18 protein-coding genes and 1 tRNA gene are annotated in these 13,073 nt (G+C 66.0%); 11 read left to right on the top strand and 8 right to left on the bottom strand.

Annotated features, from left to right (window positions below; genetic code table 11):
* The first annotated feature begins 41 nt into the window (after window positions 1-41).
* Window positions 42-392, top strand: a complete 351-nt coding sequence (locus GGR40_RS05155; RefSeq protein WP_429275094.1) for a PilZ domain-containing protein — start codon at window positions 42-44, stop codon at window positions 390-392.
* Between the two features lie 54 nt (window positions 393-446).
* Here GGR40_RS05155 and purN read toward each other — a convergent pair whose 3' ends face one another.
* Window positions 447-1,400, bottom strand: a complete 954-nt coding sequence (purN, locus tag GGR40_RS05150) for a phosphoribosylglycinamide formyltransferase (protein WP_429275093.1) — start codon at window positions 1,398-1,400, stop codon at window positions 447-449.
* Window positions 1,393-2,496, bottom strand: a complete 1,104-nt coding sequence (purM, locus tag GGR40_RS05145; RefSeq protein ID WP_429275092.1) for a phosphoribosylformylglycinamidine cyclo-ligase — start codon at window positions 2,494-2,496, stop codon at window positions 1,393-1,395. Before purM ends, purN begins: the two co-directional genes overlap by 8 nt.
* A 69-nt stretch (window positions 2,497-2,565) precedes the next feature.
* Here purM and GGR40_RS05140 point away from each other — a divergent pair, with 69 nt between their 5' ends.
* The 4 genes from GGR40_RS05140 to GGR40_RS05125 all read left to right on the top strand — a co-directional run bounded on the left by GGR40_RS05140 (window position 2,566) and on the right by GGR40_RS05125 (window position 5,697).
* Window positions 2,566-3,855, top strand: coding sequence for a heavy-metal-associated domain-containing protein (locus tag GGR40_RS05140; RefSeq protein WP_429275091.1), 1,290 nt, complete (start codon window positions 2,566-2,568; stop codon window positions 3,853-3,855).
* A 10-nt stretch (window positions 3,856-3,865) separates the two neighbouring features.
* The gene (locus GGR40_RS05135) at window positions 3,866-4,510 is read left to right on the top strand and encodes a P-loop NTPase family protein (protein WP_429275090.1); all 645 of its coding nucleotides are present in this window, start codon (window positions 3,866-3,868) and stop codon (window positions 4,508-4,510) included.
* 96 nt (window positions 4,511-4,606) lie between these two features.
* Entirely contained in the window at window positions 4,607-5,302 is a 696-nt protein-coding gene (gene epsC / locus GGR40_RS05130) for a serine O-acetyltransferase EpsC (RefSeq protein WP_429275089.1), read from the top strand.
* Window positions 5,303-5,310: 8 nt separating this feature from the next.
* Entirely contained in the window at window positions 5,311-5,697 is a 387-nt protein-coding gene (locus GGR40_RS05125) for a DUF2794 domain-containing protein (RefSeq protein WP_429275088.1), read from the top strand.
* A gap of 9 nt (window positions 5,698-5,706) precedes the next feature.
* Here GGR40_RS05125 and GGR40_RS05120 read toward each other — a convergent pair whose 3' ends face one another.
* Window positions 5,707-6,804: a hypothetical protein gene (locus tag GGR40_RS05120; RefSeq protein ID WP_429275087.1), complete on the bottom strand. Its 1,098-nt coding sequence runs from the start codon at window positions 6,802-6,804 to the stop codon at window positions 5,707-5,709.
* 220 nt (window positions 6,805-7,024) lie between these two features.
* On the opposite strand from GGR40_RS05120, the gene purS reads away from it, so the two are divergent.
* Both purS and purQ read left to right on the top strand, forming a co-directional pair.
* Window positions 7,025-7,261 carry a phosphoribosylformylglycinamidine synthase subunit PurS gene (purS, locus tag GGR40_RS05115; RefSeq protein ID WP_429275086.1) on the top strand — a complete coding sequence of 79 codons (237 nt, stop codon included), beginning with the start codon at window positions 7,025-7,027 and terminating at the stop codon, window positions 7,259-7,261.
* Window positions 7,261-7,938, top strand: a complete 678-nt coding sequence (gene purQ, locus GGR40_RS05110; protein ID WP_429275085.1) for a phosphoribosylformylglycinamidine synthase subunit PurQ — start codon at window positions 7,261-7,263, stop codon at window positions 7,936-7,938. Before purS ends, purQ begins: the two co-directional genes overlap by 1 nt.
* A gap of 2 nt (window positions 7,939-7,940) precedes the next feature.
* Here the strand turns inward: purQ and GGR40_RS05105 are convergent, their stop codons facing one another.
* Complete coding sequence (locus GGR40_RS05105) at window positions 7,941-9,032, bottom strand: ABC transporter substrate-binding protein (protein ID WP_429275084.1); 1,092 nt, start codon at window positions 9,030-9,032, stop codon at window positions 7,941-7,943.
* 136 nt (window positions 9,033-9,168) lie between these two features.
* Window positions 9,169-9,546: a hypothetical protein gene (locus GGR40_RS05100; RefSeq protein ID WP_429275083.1), complete on the bottom strand. Its 378-nt coding sequence runs from the start codon at window positions 9,544-9,546 to the stop codon at window positions 9,169-9,171.
* 142 nt (window positions 9,547-9,688) lie between these two features.
* Between GGR40_RS05100 and efp the strand changes: the two genes are divergently transcribed.
* From efp to GGR40_RS05080, 4 genes are all read left to right on the top strand, one after another.
* Window positions 9,689-10,252 carry an elongation factor P gene (efp, locus tag GGR40_RS05095; protein WP_429275082.1) on the top strand — a complete coding sequence of 188 codons (564 nt, stop codon included), beginning with the start codon at window positions 9,689-9,691 and terminating at the stop codon, window positions 10,250-10,252.
* Complete coding sequence (locus tag GGR40_RS05090; RefSeq protein WP_429275081.1) at window positions 10,253-10,684, top strand: hypothetical protein; 432 nt, start codon at window positions 10,253-10,255, stop codon at window positions 10,682-10,684. It abuts the gene before it with no gap.
* Window positions 10,685-10,738: 54 nt separating this feature from the next.
* Window positions 10,739-11,560 (top strand): inositol monophosphatase family protein, encoded by an 822-nt coding sequence (locus GGR40_RS05085; RefSeq protein ID WP_429275080.1) that lies wholly within the window; start codon window positions 10,739-10,741, stop codon window positions 11,558-11,560.
* Between the two features lie 46 nt (window positions 11,561-11,606).
* A tRNA-Leu gene (locus GGR40_RS05080) sits at window positions 11,607-11,690 on the top strand.
* Between the two features lie 16 nt (window positions 11,691-11,706).
* Here GGR40_RS05080 and GGR40_RS05075 read toward each other — a convergent pair.
* The 3 genes from GGR40_RS05075 to GGR40_RS05065 form a co-directional block, all read right to left on the bottom strand.
* Complete coding sequence (locus GGR40_RS05075; RefSeq protein WP_429275079.1) at window positions 11,707-11,979, bottom strand: hypothetical protein; 273 nt, start codon at window positions 11,977-11,979, stop codon at window positions 11,707-11,709.
* 88 nt (window positions 11,980-12,067) lie between these two features.
* Window positions 12,068-12,766 (bottom strand): glutamine amidotransferase, encoded by a 699-nt coding sequence (locus GGR40_RS05070; protein WP_429275078.1) that lies wholly within the window; start codon window positions 12,764-12,766, stop codon window positions 12,068-12,070.
* Between the two features lie 85 nt (window positions 12,767-12,851).
* Window positions 12,852-13,016: a hypothetical protein gene (locus tag GGR40_RS05065; protein ID WP_429275077.1), complete on the bottom strand. Its 165-nt coding sequence runs from the start codon at window positions 13,014-13,016 to the stop codon at window positions 12,852-12,854.
* Window positions 13,017-13,073: the final 57 nt, after the last annotated feature.

Here is a 13,073-nt window from a genome sequence, read left to right as displayed (position 1 = left end):
CGCGGGATCATGCCGGCAGAGTCTTGCAGGGGACGGCGGGCATGTTCATTCACCGGCAGCGGATGGAGCCGCGCACGAGGGTGGCGGTAAAGGCAACCATGCGCGCAGGTAGCCGCGTACTTGAGGCCACCATCGCCAATGCCTCGTCGCGGGGTGTGCTGGCGATGGTGCCGCAGCCTCCTGTACGCGGCACCGTAGTGGATCTGGAAATCGGCGACCATATTCTTCGCGGTCAGGTGCGATGGCGCGCCCCTGACCGCTGCGGGATCATGCTGCGCGAAGCCATCGACGTGGCTGAACTGGCGCAGGGCAGCGCGGTGCCGATCGTTCAGGTGCCTCAGCGCCTCACCCGTCACAGCGCGATGGAACTGCTGCGTGGTTTGCTTGACTGAGCGGGCTTGGCCGGTGCCGGAACGACGAACGGCCCTGCGCCCGAATACCCGCGTCTAGAACGCGTCGGCGGCATTCATCAGCGCAGCCAGCTTCTTCGGCGCCACCGCGCGCCACGACCGTGAAAGCCATTCGGCCACCGCGTCCCAGTCGGTATCGCCAAGGTCGAGACGGACGCCCAGCCAGCCGTCGCCGAAGTAGGCGGGGCGGAAGTAGCGGTCCGCCTCCTGTTCGATCCGCATGGCCTGTTCGTCCAGCCCGCTGATCTTGACCAGCAGGGCCTTGCGCCCGTCCCCGTGATGATTACCGTTGAAGTAGGCGAATTTCTTGCCCTTCACGATGCCGAAGCAGGCCATGCCGTGGCTGACCGTCTCGTCGCTTTCGGGCAGAGCCAGGGCGCGTTCGCGGACCTGCTCCAGCAGCCACTCGGCACTGGTTTCGCGCGTGACCAGCGCGGCAAGGCAGCGGGAATAGAGTTGGTGTTCGGCGATCAGGACGCGGGCTGCAAGGTCATCGGCGCTGTCGCCCGGCAGGATCGCCACCGGCGTCTGGCCCAGTATCGGGCCGTCGTCCAGTTCCGCGGTGACGAGGTGGACGGAGACGCCGCCATGGCTGTCGCCCGCCTCGATCGCGCGCTCATGCGTGTGCAGGCCTGTGTATTTGGGCAGCAGGGACGGGTGAATGTTGACCATTCGGCCCTCCCACCCGGCGACGAACCCTGTGGTCAGGATCCGCATGTAGCCGGCCAGCGCCACCCACTGCGCGCCGCTTGCACGAATCGCCGCGTCCATCGCGGCGTCGTGCTCGGCGCGCTTCATGCCCTTGTGGCTGAGCGCAAAGGTTTTCACGCCTTCGGCCTCGGCAAGGCGCAGCCCCTTGGCTTCGGGATCGTTGGCGGCGACCAGCACGATCTCGTAAGGGCAGTCTGCCGCGCGGCTGGCATAGAGCAGCGCGGCCATGTTGGTGCCGCTGCCCGAAATCAGGACGGCGACTTTGGCCCTCTCAGCCAAGGTGGACGGCTTCCCACGGCGCGCGGGCGGACCATACCTCTGCCGAGCCGGCCACGGTGCAGCCCTTTTCGCCCGCCTCGATCATGCCGATGGTGAAGACGGTTTCGCCAGCAGCTTCGAGTTCGACCTTGAGCGATTCGGCTTCGTCCGCCGCGACGGCCAGCACCATGCCGATGCCGCAGTTGAAGGTGCGCGCCATTTCACCCGGCTCGATGTTGCCTTGCGCCTGCAGGAACGCCATCAGACGCGGCTGCGGCCATGCATCGGCATCGATGCGGGCATGCAGGCCCTTGGGCAGCACGCGGGGAATGTTTTCCAGCAGACCGCCCCCGGTGATGTGCGCAAGGGCATGGATACGCCCGGCACGGATGAACGGCAGCAGGCTCTTCACGTAGATGCGGGTCGGCGCGATCAGAGCGTCGATCAGCAGCGTGTCGGCATCGAACAGGGCGGGGCGGTTCAGCTTCCAGCCCTTGTCCTCGGCCAGGCGGCGCACCAGCGAATAGCCGTTGGAATGTACGCCTGACGATGCAAGGCCCAGCAGCACGTCGCCTGCCGCAACCTTATCGCCTGTCAGTTGCTCACCGCGTTCCACCGCGCCGACGCAGAAGCCGGCGAGATCGTAGTCGCCCGCGGCATACATGCCCGGCATTTCCGCAGTCTCGCCGCCAATGAGGGCGCAGCCGGAAATCTTGCAACCTTCCGCGATGCCCGCCACCACGCGTTCCGCAACGCCGTTCTCAAGCTTGCCGGTGGCGAAATAGTCCAGGAAGAACAGCGGTTCGGCGCCCTGCACGATCAGGTCGTTCACGCACATGGCGACAAGGTCGATGCCGATATGGTCGTGCCGATCGTGGTCGATGGCCAGCTTCACCTTGGTGCCGACCCCGTCGTTCGCGGCGACCAGCAGCGGATCCTTGTAACCCGCCGCGCGCGGATCGAAGAAGCCACCGAAGCCCCCCAGTTCCGCATCGGCGCCCGGACGCGCGGTGGATTTCGCGAGCGGGGCAATGGCCTTGACCAGTGCGTTACCGGCCGCGATCGAGACGCCGGCCTGCTCGTAGCTGTAGCTCTTCTGGGAGTTATCGTCGGACATGTGGGCGCGCCTAGCGCTTTGTGACTTGGATTTCCATCTTCGATTGGGCACAAGGCCCCCGGTTTCGACATGGCGATCACGATTTTCCCCAAGAGCCTGCTGGCCTCCCGTCCGAAAGTGGCGCGCAAGGGCGCTGCTTCGAAGGCCGTCCTCTGGTGGGGCGGCGCGGCCGCGCTGGCCGTTGCCGGCATCACCGGCGTGCAGCTTCTGGCCCAGATCGAGGGCGATCGCGGCATCGCTCCGCTGGCCAATTCGCAGGACATTCAGGTCAACGGCATCAGCGTTGACGTCACCGCAAAGACCGGCGCCGAAGCGCGCATCGCGGGCTGGAAGCAGGCGGAAAAGGAAGCCTGGAAGAAGCTTGGCGGCCCTGACATGCCCGTCGAATCGATCGACGCCATGGTCACCTCGGTGGTGATCGGGCACGAACAGATCGGCCCGAAACGCTACATCGCAACGCTGGGCATCATCTTCGACAAGGCGAAGGCCGGGCAATATGTCGGCGCAGGAGCGGGCACGGGTCCGCGCTCGGCGCCGCTGCTGCTGATTCCCGTGCTCGATTCGGGCGGCGTGCGGCAGGTCTTTGAAGTGCGCGGTCCATGGCAGCGTGCCTGGGCGGAATTCCAGGCGGCGGCCAGCCCGGTCGATTACGTGCGTCCGACCGGTTCAGGCGGCGAATCGCTCATCCTGACGGCGGGGCAGACCTCGCGCCGCAGCCGCCTGTGGTGGCGCACGGTGCTGGGGCAGTTCGATGCCTCCGACGTGGTAGTGCCGGTAGCGCGGCTGGAACGGCAGTGGCCGGGCGGCCCCATCAAGGGCACGTTTACGGCGCGTTATGGCCCGGACAGCAAGGTTCTGGGCACCTTCACCATGGACGCCGCCAGCGAGCAGGATCTGCCGCGTATACTCGAGCAGGCGGTGACCCGAATCGACGGCCTCTATCGTGATGCACTGGCCACCGGTGAGCTGCGCCCAGACCCCTCTATCAACGCCGGCGGCGAAGCGCTGGACCGCGCCTTTGCCGAACTGCGCGAGAAGCTGATGCCCAAAGGTGAAGCGCCGGTGATCGTGGCGCCGGCGGCGCCGCCGGTGATTCGCACAGAGGACGTATCCGGAGCGCCGGTCGAAGTCGTCACCGTGCAGTTCGCCACGCCCGATGCCGCTGCGGTGGATGCCGCGCTGGCGGCGGTGCGCGGGGTTCCCGGCGTACAGGGGGCAGCCACCGTCAGTCTGGCGATCGGCGGCACGTCGATGATGCGCGTCAACGTGGCGGGCGGGGGCGACCGTCTGGGCGCTGCGCTGCGCGGGCAGGGCTGGAAGGTTTCCGGCGGGGGCGCCTCGCTCAGGATCAGCCGCTAGGTTCCTTGCCATGCGACAGATCGCCCTTCCGCTGTCCGCCGCGAGCGACAGTCCGCCACGCATTGTCGTCGGAGACGCGAACGCGGCTGCCATCGACGCGCTGATGGAGCCGGGCAAGTGGCCTTTCCGCACCGCCATTCTGTCCGGCCCCCGGCGCTCCGGCAAGTCGCTGCTGGCGCGCTGGTTCGTCGAATCGGGTGCGGGCGATGCGGTGGACGATGCGCATACGGTGGCGGAGGACGAACTGTTCCATCGCTGGAACCGCGCGCAGGAGCGAGCAAGGCCGCTGCTGATCGTGGCGGACCGGCCCTTTGCGCCGGGCTCCGTTCCCGCCGATGCGGGCGCAGACGAAAGCACCGTCTGGCGGGTAAAGCTTCCCGATCTGGCCTCGCGGCTGGGGGCGGCGCTCAACATCGCCATCGGCGCGCCGGACGATGCGATGCTGCTTGCCCTGATGGAAGTGCATGCCGAAATGCGCGGGCTCGCGCTTGACCATTCTGCAACGCAATACCTTGCGGGACGTTGTACCCGTAGCCATGTGGGCGTCGAACGGGTGATCGCCGCGGTCGACCGGCTCAGTCTGGAGCGCAAATCGGCCCCCACGATGGCCATCTGGCGCGATGCGCTGGAAGAGACTAGGGGCGGCGCTGGCTGAGGCTTGGCTGACTTCGGCTTGAGTCCGGTAAAAACGTGAGGGTGCCTTTGCGGCAATAAAGTTGCAAAGCGGAGTGAATGATGGGAGTTTCCGGAAATGCTGGGTAATATCATCCGCTACCTGGATTCTGTCGTCGCGCGCGATCCTGCCCCGCGTTCGCGCTGGGAAGTGCTGCTCTACCCCGGTTTGTGGGCCGTGTTCTGGCACCGCATCGCGCACGCGCTGTTCGAAGCGGACCTGTTCCTGCTGGCCCGCGTAGTGAATCACTTCTCCCGCTTCCTGACCGCGATCGACATTCATCCGGGCGCAAAAATCGGGAAGAACTTCTTCATCGACCACGGCTTCACCGTCATTGGCGAAACTGCCGTCATTGGTAACAACGTGACGATCTACCAGTGCGTGACGCTTGGCGGGTCCAACCCCACGAATGGGGTCGGCGGCAAGCGGCACCCCACCTTGGAAGACAACGTCATCGTTGGTTCGGGCGCACAGATCATTGGGCCGGTCACCATCGGCCGCCGGGCACGAATCGGCGCCAGTGCCGTGGTGACCGAAGACGTGCCCGAAGGCGCGACGATGATCGGCCTCAAGGCCCGCTCTACGCTGGTCAAGGCAGAGACCTGGGCCAAGGAATTCATGCCCTACGGCACTCCCTGCAAGGAACCTTGCGAGCCCACCGGCGGCGGCCAGCGCGTGGAAGATCTGGAACAGCAGGTCGCCCTCCTGCGTGCGCAGGTGGAGGAACTGATGGCAGATCGCCAGCACGCCGCCCGTGAGAACGAGCGGTGGTGACCGGCTGAATGGCGGCAGGCGGGCCAGTTTCGGGCAGCCCAGTTTCGGGCAGCGTAGTCCCCTTTCCCGGTGCTTTCGGCGCGCAGACACCGTCGCAGGTCGGTTTCGACCGGCTGGAATTGCAACGCATCCTCGATCTCTACGGCCGCATGGTCGCGGCGGGGCTATGGCGCGATTATGCGATGGACTTTGCGCGCGAAGCCGCCAGCTTCAGCGCCTTCCGCCGCGCTGCCGAGCGCCCGCAGGCCCGCATCGAAAAGCGTCCCGCCCTGCGCGCAAAGCAGGGCATGTGGACGCTTTTCGGCGAAGTCGGCCAGGTGCTTAAGCGCGGCCAAGACCTCTCCAACGTCCTCAGCCCGCTGGAGCGCAAGCTGCTGAAGGTGGTGGAGGACTAGGCTCGGGTTTCACGCCGCAGCGGGCAGGCGGGCCTGCCATGACGCGGGGGTCAGCTTCAGGAACGTGCGTCGTAGCGGGGCCCAGAATACTGACAACGCGAGAAGCGCCACGCCCACGAACAGGGTGGAGATGGCAAGGTTCATCTCGATCGCGCCTGCATTACGAAGCAGGCCGTTCAGAGACGCCAGCACGTAGATGAGGGCGGAGACGAGGAGGGCGCGGCGGTCCACCAGCAGGGCGACCAGCGCGAACACCGCATAGGTCGCCAGCACGCCTGCGGCGTGGGCGGGGGTGACGTCGTTGCCGTCCAGTACGCCCAGCCAGTAGAACAGCGAGTGCGCGATCAGGGGCGCGGCCAGCAGGTGCAGCCAGAACGCGATGTCGGCGCGCTGGGTGCGGCGTTCCCGATCAGACAAGTCCCAGCGCATGGCAAAGGCAAACACCGCCAGCCCGCAGGCGAAGGCGGCGGGCGCCAGGACGGGGTTGGCCTTCAGCGGTTCTCCCGTGGCCCATGCCAGGGCTGACAGCAGCAGCAATACCAGTGCGCCCGTGCCGGCGGCGATGGTGATCGCCACGCGGAACCGCAGCCAGTGCAACACAGCCCCGATCCCCGCAGCAATCGCGGCGCTCAACGCGATGACCGCGTCTTCCCAGGGATAGCGCTGCATCAGCTGCCAGGTATGGCGCTGTTCCTGCACGTAGTAATACTGAGTTTCGGCGTGGGGTGGCAGGGCGTTCGCCGCAAGTGCGCCCGAGAACAGCCCCAGGCCCACCACGAACGATACCAGCACGATGATGGATGGCAGTGCCATGCGCCGCTTGCGGGTGAACATCTCTGCCATCAGCCAGCTGGCTATGGCGATGAGCAGGCCGCCCGCCCACCACCGCTGGTCGCTGGCTCCCCCGGCATAGAGGCCGGAGAAGATCACCAGCAGGCAGGCGATGCCAACGAAGATGTCGTTGAAGCTGGTGACGAGGCGGATGTTCTCTTCGTCCGCCATAGGTGCGGGGCGCGACGATGCGACGTGCGCGCGCAGGGCATCCGCCGCCTCGGCGCTGATGGCACCGGCGCCGACGGCGGATTGCAGGTCGTCTTCGGAATACAATGCGGTCCCCTTGACATGCTCGCCCGCCAAGGCTGCCCGCCGCTGCCGGATGCGTCAATGGCGATTGCCGCCAGATCGGCGCACGAAAACAGGCGGTCCGTGCCACTGCGTCGAGGATGCCATGCGTTCAACCTTGCCCCGGAGCCATGGAAACGTCATAGGCGCTGCCAACGAAGCTCCCTGGCGAATCCGCCCGCGATCGAAGCGAAAGGCCCGTCCGATGAAAGTCCGCGTCCACGTCAGCCTCAAGCCCGGTGTCCTCGATCCGCAGGGCCGTGCAATCCATCACTCGCTAGAAGGGCTCGGCTTTTCCGGCGTCAACGACGTGCGTGCCGGTCGCCTGTTCGAGCTGGACGTGGCGGAGAGCGTTTCCGACGAGGCGCTGGACGACATGTGCCGCAAGCTGCTGGCGAACATGGTGATCGAGAACTATCGCATCGAGAAGGTGGCCGCCTGATGCCCTTCAACTCCGCCGTCATCACCTTCCCCGGATCGAACTGCGACCGCGACATGGCGGTGGCGCTGGAGAAGGTTTCGGGCACCGCGCCGCATCGCGTTTGGCATGGCGACAGCGACCTGCCGCAGGGTCTGGACTTCATCGCGGTACCGGGCGGGTTTTCCTACGGCGACTACCTGCGCTGCGGGGCCATCGCCTCGCGTTCGCCGATCATGCAGGCGGTGATTGCCGCTGCCGAACGCGGCGTGCCGGTTCTGGGCGTGTGCAACGGTTTTCAGGTGCTGACCGAAAGCGGCCTGCTGCCGGGCGCGCTGCTGCGCAATGCCGGGCTGAACTTCGTATGCCGCGAAGTCGGGCTGGAAGTGGCGAATGCGCAGTCGCTGTTCACGTCGGGCTATGAAGCCGGGCAGGTGATCCGCATCCCCGTGGCGCACCACGACGGCAACTACTTTGCCGACGAAGACACGCTGAACCGGCTTGAAGGCGAAGGCCGCGTGGCTTTCCGCTACGCCGAGGACGTCAACGGTTCGGCCCGCGCCATTGCCGGCGTGCTGAACGATGCGTGCAATGTGCTGGGCATGATGCCGCACCCGGAACGCGCAGTCGAAGCCACCCACGGCGGCACGGACGGCCGCGGCTTGTTCGAAAGCGCGATTCGCGGGCTGGTCGGCGCGTAAGTTTAGGCCACTTCGCGCGTTTCGCCGCCCAGCCACTGGCGCATCACCAGATAGCGCCCGTGCAGGGCGCCCCGGTCATGCACGCCGAAGCCGAGGAGGGTGCCTTCGTGCCCCTCTGCGGCGGGCAGCCATTTCACCTGCTCCAGCCCGACGCGCACGCCTTCGCGGGTGAAGTCTGCGGCGCGGGCCAGTCCTTCTGCCACCAGACGACCGATGTCGTGGCCCTTGGCAACCGCCAGCGCCTGTCGCAACGGTGCCTGGAACGAGGCCATGACCGCCTTCAGCGTGGTGTTGCCGTCCGAATGCATGTCCACGTAGAACCAGCCGTCGCAGGCGCGGGCGAAGTCTCCCTCGTAGCCGCGCAGGCCCGCCATGTTCATGATGCGCGGGCCTTGCCATCCTGCGCAGTCCAGCGCGCGGGCGATCGGTGGGGCGGATTGTCCGCTGCCGAGATAGACGAAGCCGTCCGGTTCGCCCGCCAATAGTGCGCCAATCGTCGAATCGACGGTCTCCGCCAGCGGGGAAAGCCCCTCGCGCGCGGAAATCTCTACACCAAGAACCCGCGCTTCGCATTCCAGGTACTTCAACTGGCGCGTACCCACCGGCGACAGGTCGTAAGCCACGGCCAGCCGGCGCAGGCCCAGCCGCGCCATGTGCCGCGCGATAACGAGCGATTCGTCCTCGTGGCTGCCGCCCTGATGCTGGAACATCCAGCGCCCGCGCGCGCGTTCGGCAGCGGCCCAGTTGATCGTGGGTATGCGCCATTGTTCCGCCAGCGGCGTGACCACCAGCGCATTGTCGCCGATGGCAGGCCCCACGATCAGCGCTGCGCCGGCATCCGCAAGCTGGCGATAGGCCTGCTCCACCGCTTCGGCCGTGCCAGATGGCAGGCCCAGCGCATAGGCATGGATGAATTCGACTTCGGCATTCAGCCGCCCGGCAGCGCGTACCGTCGCGACTTCGCGCTCGATCCAGCCGGAAAGATCTCCGGGCATCGGTGCGCAAAGGTCCGGGCCGGGGGCATCGGTCACCGGATCTGCTCCCAGATCCGCCCCCAGGTCCGCCATATCGTTGAGTATGCCCACTTTGACCATGGCTGGCGCACTTGCTGGCATTGGTGTCCTCCGGTGGGCGATGCGCCCCATCGCGCCTAGCAATGAGCCAGCCGGAAAAAGGCTGCATCGCTTCAGGAAGAATGCCGGGGAAGAGTGGGTGAGGGCGGAAGAATGCCTAGCGGCGCGAACTGCGCACGCAGCGCATTTCCCCGTCGCTGCCGTCCGCCTCCACCTTGCGCAGGAAGGTGTCTTCCAGCCGGTGCAGTTTCAGGCCCCTCAGCTTGCCGCCCGTCATCGTCAGGTAGCGCCCGGTCAGCAGGTAGCTGCCCCTGATGCCGCCGGCCTTGTAGGACGATGCGTTGACGATGCGGAATTCGTATTCCGGCAGCGGCCTGCCGACCAGTCCGCCCGCATCGCCTGCCATCTCGCAGGTGTAGGTGCCCAGCGGCATGGTGGAGATCGGCCCCCCGGCCACCGGCGGGGGAGCGGTGTCTGCGGAGGCGCAGCCGGACAGGATCGCCAGCAGCACGACGGGAAGGGAAGCACGCTTCATGGCATTCAGCTAGCATCGGCGCGAAGCAATTGCCATGCCTCGCCGCCTCGTCTAAGGGCGCATCCTTTCGAGGGGTGCGCCGTTCCACTGTGAGCGCCGCCGCCCCGCGATCAGCTCTTTCCCATTCTGAAGGCCAAAACCCATGAAGATCAGCGGCGTCGATATCCGTCCGGGCAACATTCTCGAATACGAAAAGGGCATCTGGAAGGTCGCCAAGACCCAGCATACCCAGCCGGGCAAGGGCGGCGCCTTCATGCAGGTCGAGATGAAGAACCTGATCGATGGCCGCAAGACCAACGTGCGTTTCCGCAGCGCCGACACCGTTGAGAAGGTTCGCCTCGACACCAAGGACTTCCAGTTCCTTTATGCCGAGGGTGAAGACCTGGTGTTCATGGACATCGAGACGTACGAACAGATCAACCTCCCCGCCGACCTGCTGGGCGACGCTGCGGCGTTCCTTCAGGATGGCATGCAGGTTCTTCTCGAAATGTGGGAAGAACGCCCCATCTCGGTCCAGCTCCCCGAGCAGGTCGAAGCCACCATCGTCGAAGCCGACGCCGTGGTGAAGGGGCAGACCGCCTCGTCCAGCTACAAGCCCGCCGTGCTCGACAACGGTGTGCGCGTGATGGTGCCGCCGCACATCGAAAGCGGCACGCGCATCATCGTGGACGTCTACGAAAAGACTTACGTGAAGAAGGCAGACTGAATGATCAAGCGCGCCCTGACCGCCGCCGTCGCCACCCTGGCGATCGCCGGAACCCTCTCCGCTCCCGCTTTCGCTGCCGCCAAGGCCGCGGCGAAGCCTGCTGCGAAACCCGCTGCTGCTGCCCCCGCAGCGGCCGATGGGCCCGAACAGCACGCGATGCTGTACCTCAAGGTGCTCATCAGCGGGTTGCAGTCGGAGCAGGTTCCCGAACCGGTCAAGAGCGCGCTGGTTGGCTGCATCTACGACAATTCGTTGGGCAAGATCACCGAATCGATGGACAAGGTGATCGCTGAGAATTCGGGCAAGATCAGCCGCGACAATCCCAGCGAACTGCTGAGCCTGATGGCGCAGATCTGTGGGTACAAGCCTGCCGCAGGCGCTGCGGGCACTGCCCCGGCACCCGCCCCCGCCAAGCCCGTGCAGGGCCGTTGACGGTCGGAAGTTGTATTTTCGGGCCGGTTCGGCTCACAGGAGTGAAGTAAAGTCATGGCCGCCATTTCCGGTCTCATCCGCGTCATCGAAAAGGCCGCCCGCAAGGCGGGCAACCGCCTGCGTCGCGATTTTGGCGAAATCGAGCACCTGCAGGTCAGCCGCAAGGGCCCTGCGGACTTCGTGTCGAAGGCCGACCAGGCATCGGAACGCACCATCTGGGACGAACTGCGCGCAGCCCGTCCCGACTGGGGCTATCTGTTCGAGGAAGCGGGCGAGATCGAGGGCGATCCCAACATGCCGCGCTTCATCGTCGATCCGCTGGACGGCACGACCAACTTCCTCCACGGCATCCCGCACTTCGCGATCTCGATCGCGGTGCAGGAGCCGCGGCTGGACGGAAAGGGCTGGGGCGAAGTCACCGCCGGCCTAATCTACAACCCGGTCACCGACGAAAGCTACTGGGCGGAAAAGTCGCGCGGGGCGTGGCTGCACGACCGTCGCCTGCGCGTTTCCTCGCGCCGCCATCTCGACGAAAGCCTGATCGCCACCGGCATCCCCTTCGCGGGCCACGGCGATCATGGCCAGTGGACCAAGATCTACCACGCGCTGGCACCGCAGGTCGCGGGCATCCGCCGCTTCGGCTCGGCCGCGCTCGATCTGGCATGGGTCGCCTCGGGCCGCTACGAAGGGTTCTGGGAGTCCGATCTCAAGCCGTGGGATTCGGCAGCGGGTTGCCTGCTCGTACGTGAGGCGGGCGGCTTCGTTTCGGACTGGAAGGGTCGTTCGAACCCGATCTGCGACACCGAGATTCTGGCCGGAAACGACGTCCTCCATTCGCGTCTCCACAAGATCGTGGCGACTGCACTGAAGGCATGACTTGAGTATGAAGGGCGGCGGCGCTAAGTCGCCCTTCGAAATGCCTGCCCCTGTGGCGGAATGGTAGACGCGAACGACTCAAAATCGTTTGTCGCAAGGCGTGCCCGTTCGAGTCGGGCCAGGGGCACCATTTCACATGTCGTCGCTCAGAAGAGCGAGAGGACGACGATCATCAGCAGCAGACCGATCAAGGCGGCTGCGATCCACTGTACCAGCGGATAGGCGGCGATCAGCCGCGTCAGGGCCCAGGCTATGACCGCGCCCAGGGCGGTTCCGGCGAAGATGCCGGTCATGACACCCCACTCTCCCATTGCCCAGAGCAGGACGAGCGCGAACACGCCGACGGGGAAGAAGCCGGCCAACATCCGGGGCAGGGCCTGCCACCGCTGCGGCCTTGAGTTGGAAACGCCTTCGACCATGGCAGGAAAGTAGCGCGTTCCGAAGACGGCGGCGAATCGGCGCGGCGCGGGAATGGGGCGGTATGGCTCCGTTGGCGCGCGTTACGCCTCAGTTCAGGCCGCGCAGCCAGTCGGCGATCATCGCGCGTCCAGCCGCCACTGCGCCGGGGCCCAGTTCGTCGTGGGTGCGGCGCAGGGCTTTGGGGCAGCCGCCAGCCTCGACGACGGCTTCGGGCCACTGGTCGATCCACGCATCGAAGCGCGGGTCTTCGCCCATTTCCGCATGGAACTGCAGCGCCAGCTGGGTCTTGCCCCGACGGAACGCCTGATGCGGGTACAGCGCCGTGGACGCCAGGATCTCTACGTTGTCAGGGCGCGTGAAAGTGTCGCCATGCCAGTGCAGCACGGGCACTTCGCGCACATGGCTCAAGGGACTGTCGGCAACATGTTCGTGCACCTGCACGGGGTGGAAGCCGACCTCCTTGGCCGGGCCAGGGTAAACCTCAGCCCCCAGTGCACCTGCCATCATCTGTGCGCCGAAGCACACGCCCAGCGTCGGCCTGTCCGCCGCAAGCCGCAGCGACAGGCGGCGCATCTGGCACGCGATCCACGGATAGCGATCCTGTTCGTACACCCCCATCGGCCCGCCCATCATGATGAGCAGGTCCGGTTCGCGCAGGTCGAGGCAAGAAAACTCAGGGTCGGTCACGTCAATTCGGTTGACGTGATACCCGGCCTCTTCGATCGGCTGGCGATAGCCGGCGACGCCTTCATGGGGGACATGGCGGATTATGAGCGCGGTCTTCACGGCAATCACTGTGTCACATCATATGTTAACGGGCGGCATCGAAACTGGACCATGAAGGCCTGCCTTGTCGATGCCCCCCGGCACATCACAATCCCAGCCGCGACCAGAAGTCGCCAGCGTTGCGAATGGCGAGCGCGGCATCGCCGGGCGCCGGTTGCCGGGCATTGCGCCATGAAGGATGCGGCAGGCGCGGATCGGGCGCAGGACTGGACCGCAGCACTCGGGAAGCGCGGGTTACGGAATTTAGCATTTTCGTATCTCCATCGTGGAGGCACGAAGCCGACGTTGTCGTCCTGGTTTCGTGCGC

The organism is Novosphingobium gossypii (genome assembly GCF_050433305.1).
Classification (GTDB): Bacteria; Pseudomonadota; Alphaproteobacteria; order Sphingomonadales; family Sphingomonadaceae; genus Novosphingobium; species Novosphingobium gossypii.
The sequence above is the reverse complement of the archived record's forward strand: the minus strand, read 5'-3'. Positions and strand labels throughout refer to the sequence as shown.

Excerpts from the sequence above, each read along its gene's own strand:
- efp (WP_429275082.1), top strand. The coding sequence starts at position 9,689 with ATGAAGATCAGCGGCGTCGATATCCGTCCGGGCAACATTCTCGAATAC.
- GGR40_RS05125 (WP_429275088.1), top strand. The coding sequence starts at position 5,311 with ATGGCGGCAGGCGGGCCAGTTTCGGGCAGCCCAGTTTCGGGCAGCGTA.
- purS (WP_429275086.1), top strand. The coding sequence starts at position 7,025 with ATGAAAGTCCGCGTCCACGTCAGCCTCAAGCCCGGTGTCCTCGATCCG.
- GGR40_RS05140 (WP_429275091.1), top strand. The coding sequence starts at position 2,566 with ATGGCGATCACGATTTTCCCCAAGAGCCTGCTGGCCTCCCGTCCGAAA.
- GGR40_RS05105 (WP_429275084.1), bottom strand. The coding sequence starts at position 9,032 with ATGGTCAAAGTGGGCATACTCAACGATATGGCGGACCTGGGGGCGGAT.
- GGR40_RS05065 (WP_429275077.1), bottom strand. The coding sequence starts at position 13,016 with ATGCTAAATTCCGTAACCCGCGCTTCCCGAGTGCTGCGGTCCAGTCCT.
- GGR40_RS05135 (WP_429275090.1), top strand. The coding sequence starts at position 3,866 with ATGCGACAGATCGCCCTTCCGCTGTCCGCCGCGAGCGACAGTCCGCCA.
- epsC (WP_429275089.1), top strand. The coding sequence starts at position 4,607 with ATGCTGGGTAATATCATCCGCTACCTGGATTCTGTCGTCGCGCGCGAT.
- GGR40_RS05155 (WP_429275094.1), top strand. The coding sequence starts at position 42 with ATGTTCATTCACCGGCAGCGGATGGAGCCGCGCACGAGGGTGGCGGTA.
- GGR40_RS05090 (WP_429275081.1), top strand. The coding sequence starts at position 10,253 with ATGATCAAGCGCGCCCTGACCGCCGCCGTCGCCACCCTGGCGATCGCC.
- GGR40_RS05075 (WP_429275079.1), bottom strand. The coding sequence starts at position 11,979 with ATGGTCGAAGGCGTTTCCAACTCAAGGCCGCAGCGGTGGCAGGCCCTG.
- GGR40_RS05085 (WP_429275080.1), top strand. The coding sequence starts at position 10,739 with ATGGCCGCCATTTCCGGTCTCATCCGCGTCATCGAAAAGGCCGCCCGC.
- purQ (WP_429275085.1), top strand. The coding sequence starts at position 7,261 with ATGCCCTTCAACTCCGCCGTCATCACCTTCCCCGGATCGAACTGCGAC.
- GGR40_RS05100 (WP_429275083.1), bottom strand. The coding sequence starts at position 9,546 with ATGAAGCGTGCTTCCCTTCCCGTCGTGCTGCTGGCGATCCTGTCCGGC.
- purM (WP_429275092.1), bottom strand. The coding sequence starts at position 2,496 with ATGTCCGACGATAACTCCCAGAAGAGCTACAGCTACGAGCAGGCCGGC.